Raw genomic sequence first — 16835 nt, forward strand, 5'->3', positions numbered from 1 at the left:
TTTATTAAAAAGGTATGGACCTTAAAAAATAAACATAGAACTTGAGATTAATGATATAAACTAAAGCAATCGCTTTCCTTCCCAATTGGTTAAAATTTATAGGCATAGTTCCTAACAAAAGAATTCAGGCATCAAGACCATTATCGCATCCATTAGGAATTGATACAATAAAAAATAAATAGTGTCTTTCTTTTCTCTAACTCGATAATTAAAAATTTTGATTATATAATGAATAAAAAAAGGAGTGTTAAACACCCCTTTTTTTATTCATTAGCAATAAACAATTAGTTCCTATTCAGGTACTAATGTAAACCACCAATTAAATTCATTATTCCCATCAGTTGTAGTTAATACCATTTCATCAGCTGAACGACTAAAGATGATATATTTATGATTACCACCGGCATAATAACCAACGAAGCCCAAACCAGTTAAGCTAAGGGTTTCTACGCCTGCGGGAGCCGATAAAGACCATTGTTCGGTATAATCATCATAAAGATAATTTTCAACGTCATTGCTGTTTATCGTACCTCCAGAACCTCCTAATTCATCGATAAGTGTAATTCGTCCAAATACGTCGCCATTAGTCACAGCCGTAAATGTTCCATCAATATTAAAAGTATAGCGGTCATCATACATACCGAGTCCATCTTTTTCATTTGCACCAGCACTATACCATTCAAAAGGAGTTGATCCTCCAACCGGTCCTAAACCGAAGTGAGGTTTAGCCTCGCCTTTAATTCTCCATACTCTTGAAGAATTAGAGGTAAGCATAGTTAGTAAGTCTGCAGGTGGTTCATAAAGAGATAATACTTCAACCTCAAATGTTTTACTTGAAGACATTCCTCCGGTTCCATAAGCAATAACCGTTATCGGATAGGTATTAAGTCCCAGTACTGTAAAGTCATGAGAAACAGAACCGCCTTTTGCCAGTTTGGTTATATTTTGTATTACAAAATGAATTGCTGTTGCATTATCTGCGTTTGCTGTAAAATTCACCGTTCCACTTCCATCTCCATTTGGATTAGTGGCATCAGCTCCAACAATATCAACAGTTAAATCGATGTTTGTCGGCGCTATAAGTGCGCCCAGTTCCGCTTCATCATCTTGACAAGTAAATACTAAAAGTGCTAAAAAAACACCGAGTATATATTTTAAGTTTTTCATAATTCTATCTTTAAAAATTTTGAATTTAGTTATTTGAAATATCATCAATATATATAGTATAATCCGCTGAACCGTCTCCTACAGTACCATTGTCCATAATCAATACCATGTTGTACCATTCTATAGCGGCATCTATCGTTGGAAAAACAAAAGTTAATTCTTCCCAAGCATTAGCTACTGTTGATGTTGCAGTTATTTCTGCCGTTCCACTAACTGCCGGCCACGGCACCGCATCTTCAAATTTCATTAATAACTTCAATCCCACTCTTGGAGACCATACCTTCGCTGTAATTGTTACTGAACTACCCAAATCAAAAGGAATAGGCACTGTAATTTTAGAGCCTGCCCAAACTTGTCCTGGTCCTTTTACCATTTTAGCAACCATACTTGATGGGTTACCATTAGTATCAGGGTTTGCAATCACAGAAATCTCACCACCATCAAAAGAACTTAATGCGTACTTTGGTTCAAAATCTAAAGTTGGATTTGTAGAGATATCATCAACATATATAGTGAAATCTGCTGAACCATCTCCTACCGTACCATTGTCCATAATCAACACCATATTGTACCAATCTATAGCGGTATCTATGCTAGGAAAAACAAAAGTTAATTCTTCCCAAGCGTTAGCCACTGTTGTTGTGGCGGTTATTTCTGCCGTTCCACTAACTGCCGGCCACGGCACCGCATCTTCAAATTTCATTAATAACTTCAATCCCACTCTTGGAGACCATACTTTTACGGTTATTGACTCCGTTGCTCCTAAAACAAATGGTGAATCCAAAGTGATTTTGGAGCCTGCCCAAACTTGTCCTGCTCCTTTTACCATTTTAGCAACCATACTTGAAGGATTTCCATTAGTATCAGGATTTGCTATCACAGAAATTTCACCGCCATCAAAAGAACTTAATTGAAATGGTGCCTCAAAATTTAAGGGAAAGACTGTTGGTCCTGAACTTGGAGCCACTTGTTTTATGTTATCTACATAAAATGTCCAGTCTGAACCTCCTGTACCAACTGTACCGATATCAAAGAACCAAACCAGTTTTTGATAGGTTTTTGTCACATCAATATCACTGAAATCAATTAGCACTTCTTCCCATGCACTATTTCCAATTAAAGTGACTTCTTTCTCAAGAGCAATGGTGTTATCATCTAAATTTTCCAATTTAAACGTTAGCTTTCCTCCGGGACGAGGAGACCATACATCTAACTTAATAATCTTTTTGGTGCTCAAATCAATAGGTGCAGATAAAATAATTACATCTCCTGCCCATGGTTCTGGGCCGTCTTTGATTATTTGACCTACTTTAGCAGAAATATTCCCATTTGTATCTGGGTTATCTACTACAGATGCAGAAGCCCCGCCAAATCCAATAAACTTACTCGCATCAAAAACTTCAAAATCGATTGGTAATTCTACGGGTGAAGAAATTGTTACTACTTCAGTAAGTTCAGAAGTTTCTGTTCCGCCACTTAAGGCCACTACTTTTATAGTATAATCGCCTACGGCAGGATATATAAAGCTTACAGTGCCATCTAACATTAATGGTGTTGGTTCTTCATCTGGATTTGAAGTATCAAAATACACCTCAAAAGATGCTGCAAAATCAGCCGTGGCAGAAACATTTACTTTAAAAGGATTTGAATCATCTATACTAGCGGTTATAGCCAAATTCTCAGGTGTACGGAATGAAACAACTAATTGTTGTGTTACTTTATTTTTTAACCCAGTTAATCCTGTGGCTTCAATAGTAACAGGATATGTTCCTTCTGCATAAATGTGTTCTATACTCTCTCCTTGTGCAACCACAACAGGTTCTGTAATAGCATCATCTCCAAGTGTAACGCTATATGACACAGCCCCAATAGCATTAGGGACAATGGTTACATGCCCTGAATTATCCGGCGTTATCTGAAAAAAAGCAGATACTTCTGAAGGGGCTCGTGCTGTGGTCAAAAAATCTAAATTATTTTCGTCCTCTGTACAACTAAAAAGTACAAACAAGGCCAAACTGTAACTTAATAAATATTTTAATGTTCTCATAGTTCTTTTTTTAAATTTAGTATCCAGGATTTTGTTGCCATCTATTTCCAGACAATTCTATTTCTTCAATAGGTATCGGGAACAACTCATGTTTTCCAGCTTGAAAATCCGGAATGGTTCCAGCTGCTTTTCCTGTTCTTACCAGATCAAAGAAACGATGTCCTTCTCCTACCAATTCAACACGACGTTCTTTATAAATGTCATTTGTTAAATTAGCTCCTGAAGTTATTACATTTGCAAGGGTAGCTCTATTTCGTACCTCATTTAAATAGCCTCTTGCTCTATCGTCACTGATACTGCCTCTATTTAAAGCTTCAGCAGCCATTAATAACACATCAGCATACCTTATGGCTCTGTAGTTATTAGGGTTTGTAAGCGCTGCATCCGGAATGTTCTTATCTCCCAAGCGTGCAATATATTTTCTGTTAAAATAGCCGGTTTGTTCATAACCAGCGTCTGCATCATAAGAGGCTGTTGGGTTTTCACTAAGCCACTTCTGCATATCCAAAATAGAATAGTCTAAACGGATATCGCCATCTTCAAAAGCATCTACCACATCTTGAGTAGGAACATTAAAACTATATCCAAAATCAAACACAGGCCCTACATAGCCTCTTGGGCCATTAAAACCAACCGCGTAATTCCCTTCAAGACATTCGAAACAACCATAAGAACCTCCATCAACATCAGAGTATTGAATTTCAAAAACGGATTCAATATTATTCTCATAATCGTTTTCCCACATTAATGGGGCCGTAGCAGAAGGTAATAGCTGGTAAGGTCCGTTATTTATGACATTCTCCAAAGCTGTAGCCGCTTTAGAAAATTTTTCGCTATCAGACAATTCGGATAATTCAATTTTAGACCAAGGTTGCTCTGCCCAGTATAAATAAGCTTTACCTAAAAGCGCTTCTGCAGCACCTTTTGTAATTCTTCCTGTTTGACTTTGCGTATATGGAAGGTTTGCTACCGCATAACTTAAATCATCTACAATTTGTTTGTAAATTAAATCTCTTGGTGTTCTGTCTACATTAAATTGATCGCCAAATTTCATTCGTTTATCAAGTACTAATGGCACATCTCCAAACCATTTTACCAATTCAAAATAATAGAAAGCTCTTAAAAATCTTGTCTGAGCCAAAACACTCGTTTTACCAGGGAAATCTTCTATCTTATTCTGAAACTCCATAATATAATTAGTACGATTTACCCCTGTATACATCCAGGTCCAGATATTTCTTAATATAGGATTTACCGGTGTATGAATCATGTCGTCAATTTCTTGTATACCAGGTGTATCTGTAGCGCTTTCTCCACCGGCCAGCGTGTTATCTGAAGCTATTTCACCTACTTGAACTTGTTGAGCGGTTGCCTGTAAATAATCATATGCGGCAATTAAAGCCTCTTGATATTGCTCCTCTGAATTGAAAAAATCCTCTGAGTTTTCATCCAGTGAAGGCACATCAATAAAATCATCAGCACAAGAAAACATCGCGATAAAAGCAAATAATATCAAGATATTTTTAGTTTTTAAATTTTTCATAATACTTATTAAAATTTTAAGTTAATTCCTAATAAAAATGTTTTAGCACTAGGATAAAACCCTTGGTCTATTCCACCTCCTATAGGCGCACCAGTAGAGCCTGTAGGATCATATCCTTTATATTCAGTAAGTGTAAATAAATTACTTGCTGAAACATAAAGGCGTAATCTGCTAATATTCAAATCTTCGAGTAATTTATCTGAGAAGGTATATCCTAATTGTACATTTTGTAATCGTACAAAAGAACCATCTTCAACATAAAAATCTGAGAATAAACCATTAGGTGTAGCCCCATTTGTAACTCTTGGGAACGTGTTGCTTGTTCCTTCTCCAGTCCAACGGTCTAAATATGAGATTGTTCTGTTTGTTTTCTGTTGACCTCGCTCATAATTACGTACAATTTCATTTCCTATTGACGCAAATACAAAAGCCCCAAAATCAAAATTCTTGTAATCTAAAGAGATGTTAAGACCCATCGTGGCGTCTGGTATTGGATTACCTAAATTGACTCTGTCGGCTAAAGTAATAACTCCATCAGTAGCGTCTGGAATACCGTCGTTATTAGTGTCAACCGTTAGCTGATCCACATATTTTATATCACCAGGCTGTGGGACTATATCTCCAATTGGTGAGGCATCAATCTCTGCTTGATTTTGAAAAATTCCAGCTGTTTGATACCCATAAAAATATCCCATCGGGAATCCGGCTTCCATTCTAGATGGAGTAGGTTGGCTTATACCAAATTCTCCTCCAGTTAAAAAACCTGTATCTGTATTTACAGATAACACCTCATTCCTAAGATAGGTTACATTGTATTTAATACTAAACTTAAAGTTTTCGCTAAAGTTATCTGAGTAACCAATGGCAAATTCCAGACCTTCATTCTCTACTTCACCTCCGTTAACAACCGGTGGCCCTCCTGTACCTAGTAAACCTGAAACTTGAGGGATTACTAGTAAATCATCCGTTCTTCTTTTGAAATAATCTGCAGTGATATCCAGTTTGTTATCTAAAAATCTCATATCTAAACCAATATCAAAAGTTTTTTGCTTTTCCCATTTTATCTCTGGGTTAGCAATACCACCACTGGCTTTACCAATAAGTTCCTCGTCGTCAAAGATATAAGTGCCTTCTCCATTAAGGAGGGAAATATATCTGTACCCTGGAATTCTATCATTACCAAGAATTCCGTAAGAAGCTCTTATCTTTAAGAAATTAATAAAATTACTGTCTTTTAAAAAGTTTTCATCAGAGGCTATCCATCCAATAGAACCTGAAGGTAATATAGCAAAACGGTTTTCTGGTCCAAATGCTGTGGATCCATCACGTCTTACTACTGCTGATATCAAATACTTTCCATCATAATTATATTGTAGTCTACCAAAATAGGACAATAATCTAGTATCAAAAAACCCATTTCTTCCTGTGAACCTACTATCTAATTCAACATCACTTGCTAGCTCAATGCTCGCATTTTCAAACCTATTGTCTATAATATCATATCCAGTAGCTCCCATAAATTCTCCAGTAGATTTTACTACGGAAGTACCTAAAACAGCACTTATATTGTGTACATCATTAAATTGGTTTTCGTAACTAATAGTGGCATCAAATGTGTAATCTTTATAATAATCTAAAGTCTCTCTAACACTACTTCTTGAAACGTTACTGTTTTTTCCACTACCAAAATACGCGATAGGTTCAAAAATTTTACCTGCTACCTCTGCATAATTCCACTGAATACTCGATAGGGCCGTAAAATGATCAAGAAATTTATAAGATAATCCTGCGTTTCCGCTTAACTTCATAACTTTGCCTCTATTGAAAGTGTCATCTATTTGAGCTAAAGGGTTTATAACTTCACCTCCTAAGCCTTCTGCTAATGTATAGTCTCCGTTTTCATCATAAACCGTAAAGGTAGGTGCCATATTAATAGCATTAGAAAGCAGTGAAGAATTTGAATTTTCCGGTAGGTTTCTTTTGTTAGTCCTCATTAATGTAAGACCCGTAGTAAATTTAAAATTCTTAAGAAATTCTAAACTATAGCTAGCATTATTCGTAAAACGCGTAAAATTAGACTTTGATCCGCCCACAATCCCGTCTTGTGTTAAAAAAGAACCACTGTAAGAATATGTAGAGTTTTTTCCACCTCCTCTAAAAAGAATATTGTGATTTTGAGTTGGTGCATCTTCAAATAATAAATCCTGCCAATCTGTTCCCTTTCCTAAACTTGACAAATCTGTAAAAGGAGGTGTATTTCCTCCAGCCGCATAAGCTTCATTAACAATAGCAGCATATTCTGTGGCATTTAAAACAGGAATTTTACGAGTGGTTTGTTGAAACCCTCCGTAAGCATTATACTCAACAGTAATTGGCATTTCTCTGCGTCCTTTTTTTGTTGTGATCAGAATAACACCATTTGCTGCTCTAACACCATATATACCCGCAGTAGCATCTTTAAGTATATTCATACTTTCAATGTCATTTGGGTTTAAAACGCTGAGGTCTTCAATAATGTTTCCATCAACTAAAATTAAAGGTCTGTTATCACCGTTAGTTGAAACCCCTCTTATACTAATAGTTGAAGCTCCACCTGGAGTTCCAGACTGAGTGGTAATATTAACCCCTGCAACCTGGCCCTGCAATGCCTGTTCAATTCTTGTTGGATTTAATGCCTCAATACTTTCGCTTGAAACAACACTGACCGCGCCCGTAATTTCCTTTTTGGTTTGAGTACCATAACCAATAACAACTACTTCATCAAGCTTAGCAATGTCCTCTTGCAATGTCACGGATACATTATTGCTATTCGCTATAACCAGTTCTTTTGTAATGTAACCAATGTAACTAAAGGTAAGCGTTGAACCTATTTCAACACCTGTTACTGTAAAATTACCATCAAAATCAGAAACTGATCCTCTAGACGTGTTTTTTACAATTATATTAACTCCAGGAATAGGTATTCCACTTTCGTCCTGAACAGTCCCGCTTATGTCTACATTTTGAGCACTGGTATATGCCATACAAAATAAAGCAAGAAATTTAAAGAGCGTATGTCTCATAAAATAATAATTTAAGGTTTAGATAAATTTATAAATCATTAACAAAAGAAATATATAAAACACCTCAACAAAAAACATACACGGTTTAAAAAATAGCTTAATTAACATAACGTTAACAATAACAGTCCTTCCAAGAAATTGTATATAAATCAATAAAGAGGTTTGTTGTGGTAATGTATAGGTAAAAAGAGACTGTTTTGTCCTTTATATTTCTAAAATATAATCTGAAAGACTATCTTCATGCGATAAGCCCATCTTTTTGCGCAAACGATAGCGTTTAACCTCAACACTTCTTGGTGATATATTTAAAAGTGGGGCAATCTCTTTTGATGATAAATTAAGCCTAAGATAAGCGCAAAGCCTTAAATCATTTGAAGTAAGAGTAGAATGGTTATTTTTAATCTTTTTTAAGAAATCTTTATCAGCATTGTTAAAAGCCTCTTCAAATAAATTCCAATCATCAGAATTGTTTAAATTTTTATCAATGATTTTAACCACATGCTTTAGGTTTTTGGAATCCTCTGCGTTTTTTAATTCCTTTTTTATATTATTTAAAAATTCATTCTTCTTTATCAAACTCATTGTTGAAATTCCTAATTCTCTGTTCTTAGTCTCTATGTCTTGACGTAACTTATCATTATTAAACTTCATAAGCTGTTTCTGGTTTTCTAATTCCTTCAGCTCTAATTGTTGCTGGGTTTTAAATAACAATTTTTCCCTTTGCTTCTTATAGTAACGTTTGTAAACATTGTGAACAATTAATGAAAATAACCATAACGCTATGATATAAATAAATATCATTGTGTTTGATAAAAACCATGGTCTTTCAATTTTAAAATTAAAGGAGGCTATATTACTGGAAAGAGTATTTCCGGTTTTTGCTCTTACATTAAACGTGTAGTTTCCAAATGGCAAATATTTAAACGTAGCGTTTGAATCTTTAGACCATGGACTCCAATGGGTATCAATACCTTCCAATTGATATTGATATTCTGTGTCTAAATATTTATCAAATTCAGGGACGCTAAAAGTGAATTCTACATTGTTAAAGTTGTTATCAAATTTGCCTTCTTCAGCGATTTTTACACTCTCCAGATTAGAATCCAAATCGCTTATTGTTACCGAACAAATATTAACCTTATACGTTTTTTCCTGAATCTTATCCAAATCAAGTATGACATATCCGGAAGAGGCACCTATTAAATATTTTTGATCCTGTAAATAGGATATATTTTCATAGCCAGTCAGTCCTCTAGGTAAAACTTTTGAGAACGGAATATTCCTGACTTTTGGAGTACTACTTAATTTACCTGGCGCAATAAAATTTAAATTTCTGGAAGAAAAACCCCAAAGTTTGTTCCTTTCTTTATCGTAAACAAGTTTCCCAGTAGAATACTCAACCTCATCTACTAAATTACTCAATAAGGTATCCTTCAAAAAGGTTTGCTTATCATTATTATATTTAAAAACGCCTTCTTTATACGCGTAATAAATATGGTTGTTATAATTAATAAGACTTGATGTTATACCCTTTTCAACTGACGTGTCCTTTGAGACTTCCAAAACATTTATTAGTTCTTTATCTAACTTAATTTTAAAAACTCCCTTATATTCGTGATTCACCAGAAACTGGTTAGTATCAACCATTTCAAAAAATTTACTAGAAATATCAAAGCCCCGAATTTTATTTCTGAGTTTCCACTCATTATTTTTCTTTTCAATAACATATAACCCGTCATAATTGCCTTGCAACATGATATTTGGATTGCCCTCTATCGGGATCATATTCCAGGCACCTTGAATATCTGAAATCAATTTAACTTTATTTCCATTAACTATAAAGGTTCCTGAATTGTGTCCACAAAACAAGGCATTATCATATTGAACCAAACACCACACTTGTCCTTGTGTCCCTTCAATAAATTTAAATTCGGACTTTGAAATTGAGGGCCTATAAAACAATCCTTGATTGGTTCCCAGATACAACATATCATTAAAAACCGAAGAGGCATAGACTGTTCCAATTTTTCCATTTATCTCATTATAAATACTAAACGGTGAATTAATATTAACACAATTGATACCATTATTTAATCCAAGCCAAATATTGCTTTCTAAATCTTCGTAAATAGATTGAACCGTATTGTTACTTAAGCCATTAAAGTTGTTAATTTGATAATCTAGCTCTCCATTAGGCAATAAATGAAAAATCCCATCAGCAATCGTTCCTAAAATAAAACTGTTATCACTTAATTGAACACTTCTATAAACACTGACACTTGAAATGACATTGTTGGCCGGAATTTCCCATTTTTTAAGAGTATCATTTTCAAAAAAATAAAAACCATTGTCTTCCGTCTCAATCAATAATTGCCCTAAATGATAAAACATATTAACAAGTAAATTTTCTTTTACTACATTATCATCTATAACTAAAGTAGATTTACCGTTTTCAATTTTATAGATCCCGTCTTTAGTTTTTTGATAATAAATACTTCCGTTAACTTTAAAGATTTTATAGATAGTGGTGTTGGAATCAATAACAGAATAATTATTTTCCCTTTTATTATAAATATATATTCTTTTTAAAGATTGAAACAATACCCATTCATCAACATCAATAATGTTCCAGATCTCCTCATCATCTAAAAACGAAATGTTTAATCTTTGAGATAATGAGGTATAGTTTAAGGTTCCAAAATCATTCTTTTTCCAATACCCAAATTCTCTATAGCAACCCGTATATATGATATCATCAATCACGTTAACCGACCTCATAATAGTTTCATTTGGAGAATCATACAATTTCCAGGCGGCTCCATTATACTCCAACAATCCTTTGTTATTTGCTATGTATATGTTTTTATCCTTTGATTGTGAAATGCCCCAATTTTGATTTTCTGCACCATAATCTTTGGGCGTAAATATTTCTATTGGGGGCGTTTCTTGAGCAGGTGATTCAAAAAACACAAGCAACATAAAGGTTACAAACAAAAAAAACCTATTCATAATAGTATTGGTTAATAAGCTATAATGTTAAGTTACTAATATAATTTAAATATATGAAAAACAAGGTATTTTTAAAAAATAACCATCATTTGTATGGTTCATAAACCAGATATATCACACCACTACATCATATCAATTATAAAAAACAAAGGGGTTACGAAATAAACCCTATTGTAAAATGAATTAAATTTATAATAAAAACCATTATTGTGGATAGATACCAAGAGACTTTTAAAACATGGAATAAATTGGCGCCGCTTTATCAAGACAAGTTTATGCACCTAGACTTGTACAATGATACTTATGATAAATTTTTAAGTTTGGTAAAAAAACAACAAGGGTTAAATATTATTGATCTTGGTTGTGGCCCAGGAAACATTTGTAAATATCTGCTAACAAAAAATCCTGAATTACAAATTACAGCTATTGATGTGTCTTCAAATATGATTGAATTAGCTAATAGAAATAGTCCGTCAGCAGAATTTCTTACAATGGATATAAGAGAAATATCCCGTTTGAAAAAGGAATATACTGGCATTATTTGTGGTTTTTGTATACCTTATTTGTCACAATCTGACTTAATAAATTTAATTGCTCACTGTAAAAACCTGCTAAAAAAAACAGGCATCCTTTACTTGAGTTTTGTAGAAGGTGACTATAATCAATCGGGGTATCAGGTTGGTAGTAATGGTGATAAAATGTACTTTTATTATCATCCTTTAGACCTGTTGCAAGAAACTCTTAAAGCAAATTGTTTTAAAACAGAGCATCTCATTCACAAACATTATATTAAAATTGATCATACGGAAGAAATTCATACCATCATAATAGTGAGCAAAATCTCTGAAAGCTAATTACATGTTAAACCAATCACCAACAATTTTCTGCTCAATGTTATGGTTTCCTTTGTGTATAAATTCGTTTTTTATAGAATCATAGCTGTAATCCTTTTGCCACTCCTTAAAGTTTTTGGCCACCTCTTTTATAGCCTCACAAATAAATTCTATTTCGGCATTGGTCATTGTTGGATGAATAGACATTCTAATCCATCCCGGGCGTTCCATTAAACAGCCTTCCAGTATTTTTTGTTCAATGGCTCTGGAGGTAAGCTGATCTACGTGCAGTAAATAATGACCATAAGTACCTGCACAAGAGCAACCGCCTCTGGTTTGGACGCCAAATCGGTCATTTAAAAGTTTGACCACTAAATTATAATGGGCATCTTCAATAAAGAAAGAAAACACGCCTAACCTTTCAGTATGCTCTGGCGCAAGAATTGTTAGATTCTGGATGTTAGAAAGTTTTTTAAAAATAATGGCATTGAGTTCATGCTCTCTGTCTAAAATATTTTGTACCCCCATTTGCTCCTTAAGCCTAATAGCCAGAGCAATTTTTATAGCTTGTAAAAACCCTGGGGTTCCGCCATCTTCTCTGGTTTCTATATCATCAATATAGTCATGATTCCCCCATGGGTTTGTATACGATACGGTTCCACCTCCAGGATTGTCTGGCACCAAATTTTTATACAGTTTTTTGTTGAAAATTAAAACCCCTGAGGAACCAGGCCCGCCTAAAAATTTGTGTGGTGAAAAGGTAATAGCATCTAAATATTGCTCTTCATCTTCTGGGTGCATATCAATATCAACATACGGCGCAGAACAGGCAAAATCTACAAAGCAAAGGCCATTATTTTGATGCATTATTTTGGCTATTTGGTGATAATTTGTTCTGATTCCCGTGACATTAGAACAGCCTGTAATAGCTGCCATTTTTAAAGGTACATGTTGATATTTCTCCAATAAATCTTCCAGATTTTTTAAACACGGCAATCCTTCTTCATTTGATTGGATGACTTCAACTTTAGCAATCGTTTCTAACCAAGACGTTTGATTAGAATGGTGTTCCATATGAGACACAAATATAATTGGTCTTTTTTCATCAGGCACTTGGGTATGGTCTTTCAGGTTTTCATTCAGCCTAATCCCAAGAATCCGCTGGAATTTATTAATGGCGCCCGTCATACCTGTTCCAACGGTTATTAATACATCATCTTTAGAAGCGTTGACGTGTTTTTTAATAATGTTTCTGGCATCATGATACGCCGTGGTCATGGCCGACCCTGTTATAGAGGTTTCGGTATGCGTGTTGGCAACAAAAGGACCAATTTCATTTAATAATTTATCTTCAATAGGCCTATACAACCTGCCGCTCGCCGTCCAGTCAGCATAAATGATCTTTTTCTTACCATATGGAGATTCAAACTCTTGATCGACGCCAACAATGTTATCTCTAAAAGTGGAAAAATAAGTCTCAAGACTGGTGTTATTTTCTTTTTCATTAACCATTACCTGTTCATATTTTTTCTAAAAAAGATGTTTCCTTAATAATTTCTTTAATCATTAAAATTAGAAATACCTTCTGTTAACCAGTTATAATAATCATCAACATTAGGCGTATAAGCAATAGGATCAATAAGGTTTTCCTCATTGTGGTCCATCAACACATAAAATGGTTGTGAATTGGCTTTATATTTAAGCGTTTGTAACTCACTCCATTTTTGTCCAATATATTTTAACTGCTTGCCTTCTTTTAGTTTTGATTCTACAACGTCATCCGCTTCAAGTTTTCGTTTGTCATCAACATAAAGAGAAATCAGCACCAGCTCATTTTTTAAAATATTTAAAACATTTGGATCAGGCCACACCTTTTGTTCCATTTTTCTGCAATTTACACAAGCCCATCCGGTAAAATCAATCATTACAGGTTTTCCAACTTGTTTGGCATAGGCCAGGCCTTTGTCATAGTCATTAAAGGCTAAAATGTCGTGAGGAGCCAACAGGTGGGCCCCTTCCGGTAAATTATCGTGATTGGTATTGGACTGTGAACTTGCTTCACCAACTTTTGAAAATCCCACTCCGTATGGAGACTCACTATAGTTTTGTGGTGGTGGAAAAGCGCTTATAAGATTTAATGGTGCGCCCCAGAGCCCCGGAATCATGTAAATAGTAAATGATAAAACTATGAGACCTAAACTAAGTCTTCCAACAGAAATATGAGTTAATGGCGCATCATGCGGTAATTGAAGTTTTCCAAAAAGATACAAAGCTAAAGTCCCGAAAATAGCAATCCAGATGGCTAGAAAAACTTCTCGTTCTAAAATATGTGTTTGTAAAACCAAATCTGCTTGTGAAAGGAATTTAAAAGCCAGGGCTAATTCTAAAAAACCTAATACCACTTTTACTGTATTTAACCAGCCTCCTGATTTTGGCAATGAATTTAACCAACCCGGGAACGCCGCAAATAATGCAAAGGGTAGCGCAATGGCCAGTGAAAAGCCTAGCATCCCAATAATAGGAGCTAATCCTCCTTTTGAGGCCGCTTGCACTAACAAAGTTCCAACAATGGGACCTGTACATGAAAATGATACAATTGCTAATGCCAGTGCCATAAAGAAAATCCCAATAAGTCCGCCTCTATCTGCCTTTGAATCCACTTTATTGGCCCATGAGTTTGGTAACATAATTTCAAAAGCACCCAAAAAGGATACTGCAAAAACAACTAATAATAAAAAGAAGATGATATTAAACCATACATTCGTAGCTAATGCATTTAAAGCATCGGCACCAAAAACAGCGGTAACCGCTGTACCTAAAAGCACATAAATCACAATAATAGAAATTCCATAAATAATGGCATTTTTTATGCCAGCGGCCTTCGTTTTACTTTGTTTGGTGAAAAAACTTACGGTCATGGGTATCATCGGAAACACACAGGGCGTTAACAAAGCGGCAAAACCCGACAGAAAAGCTATAAAGAAAATCCCCCAAAGACCTTTTTGTGATTCGTTTTGGGTTGATGATGATTCTATAGTATCAGATTTTATATTTTGCTCATCAGTACTGGTAGTTATGGCATTTTTGGATTCTGATAAATTAAAAACCAACTCAACCTCCGTTGGAGGCAAACACCTACTATCGTCGCACACCATGAACTCTACTAAACCATTAACCACAGTTTCTTCTCCTAAAACTTCCACTTTTTGAATGAAAATAGCTGATTTTTCAAAAAATTTAATTTTCATTTGAAAAACAGGATCGTCTATTGTTTGTCCTGTTTCTTCTGATGTATTGTCTATAAACTTAAAGGCTCCGTTAAAATCATCATATACAAATGATGTTGGAATTGGGCCGTCTTCCGGCACATTTTGTGAATACAAATGCCAGCCTGATTCAATAGTAGCTTTTGAAATTAATTTATATTCGGAATCTGAAACTTTTTCAACGGAGGTTGACCATTTAACCGGTTCTAAAATTTGGGCTTGTCCTAACCAAATTGTTAAAAGTGCAATAAATAAGGTTACTTTTTTCATTATTTACTCATTAATGGATCAAAAATAAAGGTTTAAGCTGTCAAATAGAATAATTTAAGACAGTTTTATTATAATGCCATAATTTCTGTGTCAAGCCATAACAATCTTTGATCAATCCAATTTTTAATATAATTGATTTCTGCAGGATAAGAATTTCCTACATAATTATTTGGCCAAACATATTCATTTAGAACTGGCCATTTTTGAAAATTTGCTTCCACAGCACCAGAAGTATTAAGCATTTCCGTATAACTATCTATTTTATTTGATATGGCTTGATTTGAAAATGCTCCGCTGCGCAATTCCTGCCAGCGCGCCTGCACTTGAACAATAAATGCAGGGTCTGTAAGTAAGCGATCCCACCAAAATGGTATCTGCCAAAAATCATTGGAACAACGCCCATTAAACTTATATGCCCAAACATTAGTTTCTCCGCCTCCACAATAATTAGCGTTTCCAAAAGCTAAGTTGAAATCCCATATTGGGCCCATTTTAAGTTTTTCGTTTTTATCTTTTGTAAGCCAAGTACTTAATCTATACCCATCCACGTTATTTGATAATTCATTAAGCAGAAAAAAGTCTATAAAACTATTGGTGTCTATATATTTTGAATAGCCTTCATTGGGGTCAGTATAATTTTCTCCAGCTAAAGCATCTTCAAAAATATTCATGTAATTCGTTATATACTCTTTTTGCTCAGGGGTAATGTCTTCCTCTTTAGGCGTGTCGTAATTGAAGTATATTTTTTGGTTTAACAAAGCGTTATTAGGAGCATATTTTGAAGTTATTGAATTATTTGAGGTATATAGTGTTTCATCAAATCCAGAGGCTTTATCAATTTTTAAAATATAACCTCCCGTAAGATCTTCTCCGCTATTTTCATCCACATTTAATTTATTAATATTTATTCGGTTCGAATCTCTTTTGAGTTTTTCCATAAAAACATATAGGCCGTTGTACGACCCGTTAATACTTACTTCTGCAAACTTAGCTCTGCTTGCATATCGGTTTATGTCTCTTGATAAATCATAAATAAGAATATTTCTTATTAAGGACTTATCGCTATATGGCGCATATAAAATCCAGTCTTCTTCTTCGGGAAAACCAAGTATAGAGACGTCAAGGCCGTCACCCGCTTCATCCCGTGTTTCCACTCCGTATTGTTTTTTAGGGAACATTTGTGACGAAGACCCTCTGATTTCAATACCTATGATTCCTGAAAAATCAATAACATCATCAGCAGAAACAAGCATTCCCGCTGTAATTTTAGGCTCATCTACAATTTCTACACCATTAGTGATTATGTTAATTTGAGGCAATTCAACTTTAGCAATGGGCAGATTTTCTTCATCTATTGAAGGGTTTTCTTTATTACAAGTATAAAAACCTGCCAAAAGAAACCCAATGAAAATAAACCTAAGTAACGTTTTCATAATCATTTTGTTTAAACTATAAAGATATTTCAATTTTCACTAGTATCTAAATTTGCAGTTAATTTATTGTTAGGTCATCATTCGGTTAAAACAACGAAAATATGAGCCTATAGAGTAAATATATCATTAACGACCCTTAAAGATTTACTATCTTAGACAGATAATATGGATACCCCTAGATTAATATAGGATTGAAACAAATGTA

Annotated in this window: 9 protein-coding genes; 1 reads left to right on the forward strand and 8 read right to left on the reverse strand. The window is 34.5% G+C overall.

Annotated elements, in window-relative coordinates:
• Positions 1–291: 291 nt before the first annotated feature.
• The 5 genes from V8G56_RS00845 to V8G56_RS00865 all read right to left on the reverse strand — a co-directional run bounded on the left by V8G56_RS00845 (position 292) and on the right by V8G56_RS00865 (position 10828).
• Complete coding sequence (locus tag V8G56_RS00845) at positions 292–1167, reverse strand: glucan endo-1,3-beta-D-glucosidase (RefSeq protein WP_395436548.1); 876 nt, start codon at positions 1165–1167, stop codon at positions 292–294.
• Positions 1168–1192: 25 nt separating this feature from the next.
• Positions 1193–3214 (reverse strand): hypothetical protein, encoded by a 2022-nt coding sequence (locus V8G56_RS00850; RefSeq protein ID WP_395436549.1) that lies wholly within the window; start codon positions 3212–3214, stop codon positions 1193–1195.
• Between the two features lie 16 nt (positions 3215–3230).
• Complete coding sequence (locus V8G56_RS00855; protein WP_395436550.1) at positions 3231–4757, reverse strand: RagB/SusD family nutrient uptake outer membrane protein; 1527 nt, start codon at positions 4755–4757, stop codon at positions 3231–3233.
• Between the two features lie 8 nt (positions 4758–4765).
• The gene (locus V8G56_RS00860; protein ID WP_395436552.1) at positions 4766–7819 is read right to left on the reverse strand and encodes a SusC/RagA family TonB-linked outer membrane protein; all 3054 of its coding nucleotides are present in this window, start codon (positions 7817–7819) and stop codon (positions 4766–4768) included.
• A 204-nt stretch (positions 7820–8023) separates the two neighbouring features.
• A complete protein-coding gene (locus tag V8G56_RS00865) occupies positions 8024–10828 on the reverse strand; it encodes a helix-turn-helix and ligand-binding sensor domain-containing protein (RefSeq protein ID WP_395436553.1) in 2805 nt (934 codons plus the stop codon).
• A 209-nt stretch (positions 10829–11037) separates the two neighbouring features.
• On the opposite strand from V8G56_RS00865, the gene V8G56_RS00870 reads away from it, so the two are divergent.
• Entirely contained in the window at positions 11038–11682 is a 645-nt protein-coding gene (locus tag V8G56_RS00870; RefSeq protein ID WP_395436554.1) for a class I SAM-dependent DNA methyltransferase, read from the forward strand.
• Here the strand turns inward: V8G56_RS00870 and V8G56_RS00875 are convergent, their stop codons facing one another.
• The 3 genes from V8G56_RS00875 to V8G56_RS00885 form a co-directional block, all read right to left on the reverse strand.
• Positions 11683–13173 carry an aminotransferase class V-fold PLP-dependent enzyme gene (locus V8G56_RS00875; protein ID WP_395436555.1) on the reverse strand — a complete coding sequence of 497 codons (1491 nt, stop codon included), beginning with the start codon at positions 13171–13173 and terminating at the stop codon, positions 11683–11685. It lies immediately after the preceding gene.
• 47 nt (positions 13174–13220) lie between these two features.
• Entirely contained in the window at positions 13221–15197 is a 1977-nt protein-coding gene (locus V8G56_RS00880; RefSeq protein ID WP_395436556.1) for a protein-disulfide reductase DsbD family protein, read from the reverse strand.
• A gap of 68 nt (positions 15198–15265) precedes the next feature.
• Entirely contained in the window at positions 15266–16630 is a 1365-nt protein-coding gene (locus V8G56_RS00885) for a CotH kinase family protein (RefSeq protein ID WP_395436557.1), read from the reverse strand.
• Positions 16631–16835: the final 205 nt, after the last annotated feature.

The organism is Gaetbulibacter aquiaggeris (genome assembly GCF_044003965.1).
In the GTDB taxonomy this organism is placed as follows: Bacteria; Bacteroidota; Bacteroidia; order Flavobacteriales; family Flavobacteriaceae; genus Yeosuana; species Yeosuana aquiaggeris.

Coding starts and splice junctions, on each gene's coding strand:
- V8G56_RS00865 (WP_395436553.1), bottom strand. CDS start 10,828: ATGAATAGGTTTTTTTTGTTTGTAACCTTTATGTTGCTTGTGTTTTTT.
- V8G56_RS00850 (WP_395436549.1), bottom strand. CDS start 3,214: ATGAGAACATTAAAATATTTATTAAGTTACAGTTTGGCCTTGTTTGTA.
- V8G56_RS00880 (WP_395436556.1), bottom strand. CDS start 15,197: ATGAAAAAAGTAACCTTATTTATTGCACTTTTAACAATTTGGTTAGGA.
- V8G56_RS00875 (WP_395436555.1), bottom strand. CDS start 13,173: ATGGTTAATGAAAAAGAAAATAACACCAGTCTTGAGACTTATTTTTCC.
- V8G56_RS00855 (WP_395436550.1), bottom strand. CDS start 4,757: ATGAAAAATTTAAAAACTAAAAATATCTTGATATTATTTGCTTTTATC.
- V8G56_RS00845 (WP_395436548.1), bottom strand. CDS start 1,167: ATGAAAAACTTAAAATATATACTCGGTGTTTTTTTAGCACTTTTAGTA.
- V8G56_RS00885 (WP_395436557.1), bottom strand. CDS start 16,630: ATGAAAACGTTACTTAGGTTTATTTTCATTGGGTTTCTTTTGGCAGGT.
- V8G56_RS00860 (WP_395436552.1), bottom strand. CDS start 7,819: ATGAGACATACGCTCTTTAAATTTCTTGCTTTATTTTGTATGGCATAT.